This is a genomic window from Methylotenera sp., assembly GCF_013141425.1.
In the GTDB taxonomy this organism is placed as follows: domain Bacteria; phylum Pseudomonadota; class Gammaproteobacteria; order Burkholderiales; family Methylophilaceae; genus Methylotenera.
This window is the reverse complement of record NZ_JABFRA010000081.1, coordinates 1-8,230: the sequence shown is the minus strand read 5'-3', so window position 1 is coordinate 8,230 and position 8,230 is coordinate 1. Positions and strand designations below refer to the sequence as shown.

The 8,230-nt window shown below is 44.3% G+C and carries 8 protein-coding genes; 3 read left to right on the top strand and 5 right to left on the bottom strand.

The features are described from left to right. The 4 genes from HOO90_RS07495 to HOO90_RS07480 form a co-directional block, all read right to left on the bottom strand. Positions 1-1,853, bottom strand: a 1,853-nt coding sequence (locus HOO90_RS07495; protein ID WP_292841642.1) for an AAA family ATPase, incomplete at its 3' end; no start/stop codon positions are given. Positions 1,854-1,910: 57 nt separating this feature from the next. Further along, entirely contained in the window at positions 1,911-2,363 is a 453-nt protein-coding gene (gene moaE / locus HOO90_RS07490) for a molybdopterin synthase catalytic subunit MoaE (protein ID WP_292841638.1), read from the bottom strand. A 57-nt stretch (positions 2,364-2,420) separates the two neighbouring features. After that, positions 2,421-2,690 carry a MoaD/ThiS family protein gene (locus HOO90_RS07485; RefSeq protein ID WP_292841635.1) on the bottom strand — a complete coding sequence of 90 codons (270 nt, stop codon included), beginning with the start codon at positions 2,688-2,690 and terminating at the stop codon, positions 2,421-2,423. A gap of 17 nt (positions 2,691-2,707) precedes the next feature. Next, complete coding sequence (locus tag HOO90_RS07480) at positions 2,708-4,027, bottom strand: DNA recombination protein RmuC (protein WP_292841633.1); 1,320 nt, start codon at positions 4,025-4,027, stop codon at positions 2,708-2,710. 251 nt (positions 4,028-4,278) lie between these two features. Between HOO90_RS07480 and HOO90_RS07475 the strand changes: the two genes are divergently transcribed. From HOO90_RS07475 to HOO90_RS07465, 3 genes are read left to right on the top strand one after another with little or no spacing between them, the layout of a single operon-like run. Continuing rightward, positions 4,279-5,988, top strand: coding sequence for a CHASE2 domain-containing protein (locus HOO90_RS07475; protein WP_292841631.1), 1,710 nt, complete (start codon positions 4,279-4,281; stop codon positions 5,986-5,988). Further along, positions 5,985-6,500: an SH3 domain-containing protein gene (locus HOO90_RS07470; RefSeq protein WP_292841629.1), complete on the top strand. Its 516-nt coding sequence runs from the start codon at positions 5,985-5,987 to the stop codon at positions 6,498-6,500. The genes HOO90_RS07475 and HOO90_RS07470 overlap by 4 nt, the downstream gene beginning before the upstream one ends. Then, a complete protein-coding gene (locus tag HOO90_RS07465; protein WP_292841628.1) occupies positions 6,497-7,474 on the top strand; it encodes a M48 family metalloprotease in 978 nt (325 codons plus the stop codon). The genes HOO90_RS07470 and HOO90_RS07465 overlap by 4 nt, the downstream gene beginning before the upstream one ends. Before the next feature lie 85 nt (positions 7,475-7,559). Here HOO90_RS07465 and HOO90_RS07460 read toward each other — a convergent pair. Further along, on the bottom strand, positions 7,560-8,230 hold a 671-nt coding region (locus tag HOO90_RS07460), incomplete at its 5' end, for an FAD:protein FMN transferase (protein ID WP_292841627.1).

Sequence of the window (8,230 nt, the reverse complement as noted above, 5' to 3'; positions counted from 1 at the left end):
AAGCCACCTACTGGCAACACTTCACCATGTTGGTTGAGTGCACCTGTGACGGCAATGCCCTGCTTAATGGGCAATTGTGCTAGGGCTGACAATATCGCAAATAACTCCGCACACGATGCGGAATCGCCATCCACACCGTTGTATTCTTGCTCAAATACTAATGAAGCGGTGAAGTTTAAGGGGTTGAATTGGGCAAAATTACTGTGTAGCCAGCTTTGCAAAATCATTACGCCTTTGTCATGAGTTGGCCCACTCATCGATACTTCGCGGTCAATGGTCAGCACATCTAAACGCCCTGCGTAACAATTAGCTGAAATACGCACGGGCGAGCCAAAACTCGCATCAGCTAGGTCAATATGCGTCAGGCCATTAATCTGCCCTACCGCCTCGCCCTGCACGTTAATCATCAACTCGTTATCAACAATGGAATCGCGCATGTGCGCTTCAATATAGCTGTGGCGGGCATATTTGCGGTTAATCGCGGCTTTTACATCTTCTAACTCAACCAAAATTGCATTGCGCAATTCTGTAGCGGCGGCACTTTCCAGCATGAGTTTTTCTAATACGGCAAACTTGGTGCTGATGCGGGTTTGGTCTTCCTCTAGCCTGTGCATGGCTTGCAGCAAGGCTGCAACGGCTTGTGCAGTAAAGTGTTTGCAGTTAAATTGCACACTTTTTTGCGCAATAAAAGCAGCATAGGCAGCGTAATTTTCTGCACTGGCTTTTACTTTTTCTGAAAACTCAATTTTGATTGGAAAGTAGCTAAAAAAATCCGCTTTTTCATCAATCAATTCATAATAATCTTCACGTGTGGCAACTAACACCAGCTTAACTGACACAGGAATTGCGGCTTGTGCACTGACAAAACTAGCACCCTGACTACTGCTACTGCTTAAGTCTTCAATTTGCAATGTACCGTTACGTAAGAAGCGGTGCAATTTTTCTAATAGTTGCGAACCGTTGGCTTCATCGGCAAGAATGTCGCGCAAATTAAGCAATAAAGCTCCGCCATCTGCCCGCAATAAATTACCCGCCCGTAGTCGCAAAAAGTCTGGTGTTGTGCTGGAGTCGCCCGCGCTTTCTATGCCACCGAATAAGGATTGCAAGCTTGGGTCATTGTCATAAATTACTGGTGCGCTCTCGTTAGCATCATGCGCCACAAGCACATTGACACGGTAACGGCCAAAAAAGCTCTCGCTGAGCAAGGCATCTAGGTTGTTGTCAGCATCACCACTGGCACTAGGTTGCCAAGCATCTAAAAACGTTAATACATCTTTTTGCAATAGCTCGAAATAATCCGTGAGCAACTGGTTGGTGTTTATATACGCCATATTTGATTTGATAGCGTTAACATGCGCCACCAAAAAAGTTTGAATGGAAGCTGTCGAGTTTTCCTGAGTTTTAGCATCAAGTAGATTAGCCAATTCTTTGGCAATATGTCGAATAAACAAGTCTAAAGCTTGTTTTAACTGTGTACCAAGGCCTGCAGGTAATTTTAAAAACAATGGTCTGCCATTGCCTTCGAACTGATACAAGGCGATTAAATCTGAAGGTGCTGCTTGTTTGGCGGCGGCCTCATGCATGGCACTCAACATTAGCGTGGTGCGCCCAGTGCCTGGCTCGCCAAGCGCTAGCAAATTAAAGCCCGCTTGCTGGATATTCAAACCAAATTCAGCAGCTTTTTTGGCCTCAGACTGCGCCACCCAAGCTTGATGTTGCGCGCTGATATTATTTGCACCAATCAATTCAGACGTATCAGAAAAATTAAATTGCTCGGTCGAAATATTGAGGGTTAATTGCTGTGGCAATAAAAAATTTGAAGTTGCTAAATTTGAAGTTTTAAGTGATGACATATTGCCTTGCTAATGTTAATGATGGTTATTGATTGAATTTAATTCTTGTATTTCCAACTATTTTTTCCACCGCTCGCGCGCATCCTCGTCTGTAATCTTGGCTTCCACCCAGCGTTCGCCAGTACTTGTTTGTTCTTTTTTCCAAAAAGGTGCTTCGGTTTTTAAATAATCCATGATGAATTCACAAGCCTTAAAGGCCTCGCCACGATGCGCACTACTCACGGCTACCAGCACTATCTGGTCTGCAGGCTGCAGGGAACCTATGCGATGAATGATGACCGTGTCAAATATATCCCAACGACTTTGCGCCAGCTTAACAATCGCTTCCAGCGCCTTTTCTGTCATGCCAGGGTAATGTTCTAATGTGAGTTTAGAAACGGCATCACCTTCATTTAAATCGCGCACCTGCCCGATAAAACTGACAACCGCACCTGCGTCTTTACGCGCGTTGCGTAGCAAGTTTATTTCTAAACCAGCATCAAAATCTTGTATTTGTACGCGCACTGTCATTTTGATTAAACTTTGCACCCTCTCTCTAACCCTCTCCCATCAAGGGAGGGGCTCTCCTTAACCACCTGTGACTGGTGGGAAAAAAGCCACTTCGTCACCATCGACAATCGTGGCATTGTCATCCACCAACTCATGATTAATCGCGCCACGAACTTTTAGTTTACCCATCAGCATTTGTTGCCAAGTCTCGTTGCGATTTGCTAAGTAGGCTTTAAGTTTTAGCAAGGTCAGTGTGTTGGCAAAAGCATCGTCAGCCAACTCTAAATCTTCGCTTGAGAATTTGAGCGTTTCTTTTAGCCTAGCAAAATAAAATATTTTAATTTTCATAGGGTTGAGTAACTTACTTAATCTTCTTTATCATCAACAATGTCCAGCACATCAAGCGGCTGATTGGTCAGCTCTACACGTTCAATTTGCGCAAAACGATTGGAAATTTTCTGGCTACTTATATGCACTTCTTGCGCATTTTCATGCGCTTGGCGAATATTGTCAGCCAGCTTTTTCATACGCTGGTCAAAACGTCCAAAGTCTTTACTAAGCTTGCCTAACTCTTCTTTAATCACATGCACTTGTTTACGCGTTTCCACGTCTTTTAGCACGGCTCTTGCTGTATTAAGTACTGCCATTAGCGTGGTAGGCGAAACTACCCAAACGCGTTTATTCATGGCGTATTCAATCACATCTTGATGGTAAGCATGCAACTCGGCAAATACCGCCTCGGCGGGAATGAACATCACCGCGCCATCTGACGTTACGTTAGAGATAATGTATTTATTGGCAATATCGTCCACATGCTTTTTGACGTCCAGCTTGAATTGTTTTTCTGCCAGCAATTGCTCGGCATCACTCAATTTATTATCAAACATGCGGTGATAATTTTCTAGCGGGAACTTGCTATCCACCGCCACCGTACCCGTAGGCTCGGGTAAAAACAAAGCGCAATCGGCGCGTGTGCCGTTTTCAAACGTGTGCTGCATGGCAAATGAATTGACTGGCAGCACATTACGCACCAAAGCCTCCAACTGCACTTCACCAAAGGCACCGCGACTGCGCTTATCACCAAGCAACTCCTGCAAACTCACCACATTGGTGGTTAGGCCGTCAATTTTCTTTTGCGCTTCATCAATGGTGGCAAGGCGCGCCATCACATCAATAAAGGTTTGGTTGGTCTTTTTAAAACCTTCATCCAAGCGCTCAGAAACCTTTCCGACGATTTGTTCCAAACGCCCGTCCACCGTTTTTGTGAGACTTTCGATGCTCTGCGTCAGCGTAGTCGTCGCTTTTAACATGGTGTCATTAATCAGCGCCTGTTGCGACTTACCTTGCTCGCTCAAGGTAATATGTAGCTTTTCCAATACCGTTTCACGCGTTTGCGCAAGGCTGTTATTTTGTGCCAATTGCAAGGTCTGCATGGCGTCACGGGTAGCTTGTAGCTCATTAGCTACACTAGTACGCAAACGCTCGCTGGTTTCGTTTGACGAAGCGCTTAAACGATCACCTAGCTTGTTTAAACCATCATTGATATCCAACAACATGGCGCGATGTTTATCTTCCAACTGTTGCAAAATCACAGCGTTATGATCAAGCTGGTTTGCACGCCAAATTTGCCAGATCAGCAGCATAAATATGGCTACTGCTAAGATTAAAATAATTATTTGTGTCATAAGGTGAGATTATACCCGATGCAGATTGCAGCGGTTTTAGAATTACTTATGCCGAACGGCAATAGTTTTATCTTTCAATGTACAATCCTTTTAAACATGAGCAAGTCAATAAAACTGATTTACAATTATTGCGTGCAATTTATTGACGTATAGTTTAAGTTTTAACCATATTAGGATGCTATTCGCTAAACGTTTTTACATAGTTAGAATCAGGCTAAATTTAAACCCCTTACTAAATTCAAACCCATAAAATGATAAAACTTCGATTACTGCTCAGCTTATGGTTAGTGGATATCACACGCAAATTACACAATAATTTTTACTTGTACCTTTGCGCTCTGTTATCAGCTTTGATTTTGTTAGACGCTGGTATTTTTCACATTGGTGAAAATATGCGCAATCGTGCCTTTGACCTGATGGTTAAAAACCGCATTGTAAAACCCAAAGTTGATCCAGAAATTATTATTGTCGACATTAATGAAGCCTCACTAAGTGCCATGGCGAAAGAGTATGGACGCTGGCCATGGCCGCGCCAGGTGCTTGGTGAGTTTGTCGAAAACATTGAAGCGCAGAACCCTAAAGCCATTGTGTTTGATATTTTGTTTAGCGATGCCGATGTTTACAATCCCGATAGCGACGCCTATTTTAACGAGGTGATTGCAGGTACCAATAACACCTTCTTTCCAATGTTGCGCTTATCTGAAAAAAGTGACCATTTAAGCAAAATCACCCCAGACATGATTCCCAGCTTGGGCAAGCAGAATAGCACGGTCAATGGTGAACCTGTTTCTAAGGCGCAAAAACCCATCGCCATCGTATTGCCACATTTTGCAGCCGCATTAAACTCCAAACGACTCGGCACCCATAACATTTATGCCGATGCTGACGGCATTACGCGCGAATACAGACTTTGGCACGATGAAAATGGCTGGTTATTGCCCTCTTTACCGTTAGTTGTGGGAGATTATGGACAAATGAATTCTTACCCATTGCCACAAAACATGCTGATAAACTGGCGTGGCAAGCCTTTTACTTACCCGTATGTAAGTTTTAGCGATGTGTACGCCGACATGGCGAGCAAAGTAAAAAAACGTGTGCAGAATGAATTTACCAACAAAATTGTCATCATCGGCTCTACTGCGCCTTCGCTTTTTGATATCAAAGCTACCGCCATGGCCAAAGAATTCCCAGGGGTGGAAATTTTAGCTACTGCCATCGACAACGTAAAACATGTTGATTACTTACGTGTATGGCGTGGCAAAACGCCTTATGTGCTAATGAGCCTATTGCTGATTTGGCTTACGGCCTTGTCTTTTTACCGCAATGTAGATCGCGACAAAGTAACGACTGTTTTCAGTAGTAGTCAGCTCGTGTTGCTTGCACTGTCTTACCTTGTGCTCAATATTACCAATACTTATCTGGACATCACAGGCCCCATCACTTGGGCAATTTTATATTTCAGTATTGCTAAAATATACGCCTTGGCTAACGATAGAGCCATGCAGCGCTTACTGGCGAATGATATCGAATCAGGCAAAAAAGGCGCCGAGATATTATTAATGCCAATTTTGATAGAAAGCAAAGTACCATTAACCGATGGCCTGCTTAAAAAACTGCAACACCAAATTGAGCAATATTGCACTATGCCAGCCACGGTGGAGATATTAAAAGGCACGCAAAGTGGCATTTGGGGGCTGTTTAGCGACATGATTACCGTGAGCTGGGCACACCAGCATGATAATGCGGCAGAAGCTGCAAAAGTGAGCAATGACGCCACCCAACTTGGCTTAAAGTTAAAATCACTTTTACAAAACACGGGTATGCCAAATGACACCAATGTGCGTTATGTGCAACATGCTGGCGCACTCAATGCAGAAAAACCGATGGATAGCCAATGGCGCGGCTTATTTGCGCAAGCGATTATTAAATTAGACATTTTAGAGAAAGACCAACACAAATGAGAACCCTCACCCGACTTCTGATTGCAGCAAGCTTTCCCGCCTTGCTGTTAGCTAACTTGAGCATAGCCGCCGCAACAGGCAGCGCCCTCAAAAATGATAATTTGCGCTATGAGCCATTTGCCGATGCCAAAGTAACTGGCACTTTGAACCGTGGTGAAACCTTGGAAATACTCAACAAAAAAGGTGCTTGGCTACAAGTTAAAAGTAAAAAAACTATAGGTTGGGTGCGTTTACTCTCGGTTAAACGGGGTGCTTCAAGTAGCAGCAATCAAGCCGCAGGCGCCCTTGCTGTGGCAAGCGGCCGCGCAGGCACAGGCCAAGTGGTTTCTACCACTGGCATACGAGGTTTAAGTGCAGAAGAACTTAAAGCCGCAAAGTTTAATGAAACGGAAGTTAAAACGCTAGAAAGCTATACACAGAGCGCTAATCAGGGCAAACAATTCGCCAATGCTGGCGGTTTGCATACTGTATCGTTTACCAATTTAACCGCCGTACCTGGAGGCTCAAAATGAGTCAATTCACTAAAATTACCAGTAAAAAAGCCATCTTCATATCTGCGCTAGTCGCCAGTTTATTTGCTGGTGTCAGCATAAATAGTAGTGCTTTTGACTTTGAAGGCGCACTAAAAGATGCCGCAAAAAAACAAATTGAAGATCAATTAGGCTTACCGGCTGATGCTCAACCGACGACAACTGATGCTAAAAATGCTGCACCTGCCGAAGCAACAACAACTGTAACGGCAAACAATAATAGCGAAGCATCACAACCGACGATTAACTGGAAAAACCCGAGTAAAGAAGAAGAAATCGCTCTAGGCCGCGAAATTACGGGCAACTTACTTGGCGCAGCACCTTTGGTAAAAGATGAAGCTTTGCAAAAGTATGTTAACTCCGTGGGGCGCTGGGTTGCATCGCAATCGGAACAGCCTGATTTACCCTGGCATTTCGGCGTTATCGAAAGCGACGACTTAAACGCGTTTGCCGCGCCTGGCGGCTATGTGTTGATCACAAAAGGGCTTTACCGCAAAATGAGTAACGAAGCGCAACTAGCTGGCGTACTGGGTCATGAAATTGGACATGTGGTAGCGAAACACCAATTGAAAGTATTGCAAAAACAGCAGTTATTGAATTTTGGTGCTAGCTTTTTAAATAAAAAACTAGGGAAAGACAATAAAATTATCAGCAAAGCCATTGGTAGCGGCGCTGAAATCAGCGCGAGAAGTTTAGATAAAAACGCTGAGTTTGAAGCCGATCGCTTGGGCTTAAGTTACGCGACACGCTCTGGCTATGAGCCGTTTGGCCTTACCGAAGTGTTAGAGTTATTAGGCCAGACGGGCAAAAATGATAATAGCGTTGCACTTTTGTTTAAAACACACCCGCATCCTGATGAAAGACTGGCGTCATTAGGCGAGGCTGTGGGAAGTAAACTTGATAATATTTCAAATGGCAAAACACTGGAAAACCGGTTTTATAAACTGAAAAACTAGTGATTTTTAGCGTCAATATCTCTATAAGTCATCAGTATTTGTAGTAGCGGTCACTGACCGCTACTACAAGAAATATAGGCCAAATTTAAACAAGCGTTAGCGAGCCTCCTACGTCACCCTGCATGTCGACCCATAAATGCGGCAAACCTAAATTCTCCAGCCAATTTGCGCCATCAGCTTGTTTCAGCATGGCAATGGTCGAAGCGCTACCCGCCACCACACAGAAATCACCCACCACACTCACGGCGGCCAAATGTTGCACTGGCCAACCTGTTTTTGGATTAAGTATATGCCCGTAGCGAACACCGTCTAAGGTGATGCAGCGTTCATAATCGCCACTGCTAGCAACAGCGCCACGATATAATTCAATGGTTTCAACGGCTTTACCTTTATTTCGCGGATGCTGAATGCCAATACGCCAAGGGATACCTTCAGGATGCGGACCGATTATTTTGATGTCACCGCCCAAATTAATGATGCCATGCTTAACGCCCGCCTCCCAACACAGCGTAGCAGCCCTATCTACCGCATACTCTTTTACAATGCCGCCAAAATCAATTTCCATGCCTGCAATAGGAAACTCCAGCACAGGACTGACCCAGCGCAACTTTTGCCATCCAACGTTTTCTAAAAGACGTTTAATTTGCAGTTCATCGGGCAACTGATTCGATTTAAAATTCCAAGCGCGGCGCAAAATACCAGAAGTAATATCGAACATGCCATCACTTTGCGCATAGCAAGTTGCGGCATAATTCA

Coding starts and splice junctions, on each gene's coding strand:
- moaE (WP_292841638.1), bottom strand. CDS start 2,363: ATGACAGTGCGCGTACAAATACAAGATTTTGATGCTGGTTTAGAAATA.
- HOO90_RS07485 (WP_292841635.1), bottom strand. CDS start 2,690: ATGAAAATTAAAATATTTTATTTTGCTAGGCTAAAAGAAACGCTCAAA.
- HOO90_RS07480 (WP_292841633.1), bottom strand. CDS start 4,027: ATGACACAAATAATTATTTTAATCTTAGCAGTAGCCATATTTATGCTG.
- HOO90_RS07475 (WP_292841631.1), top strand. CDS start 4,279: ATGATAAAACTTCGATTACTGCTCAGCTTATGGTTAGTGGATATCACA.
- HOO90_RS07470 (WP_292841629.1), top strand. CDS start 5,985: ATGAGAACCCTCACCCGACTTCTGATTGCAGCAAGCTTTCCCGCCTTG.
- HOO90_RS07465 (WP_292841628.1), top strand. CDS start 6,497: ATGAGTCAATTCACTAAAATTACCAGTAAAAAAGCCATCTTCATATCT.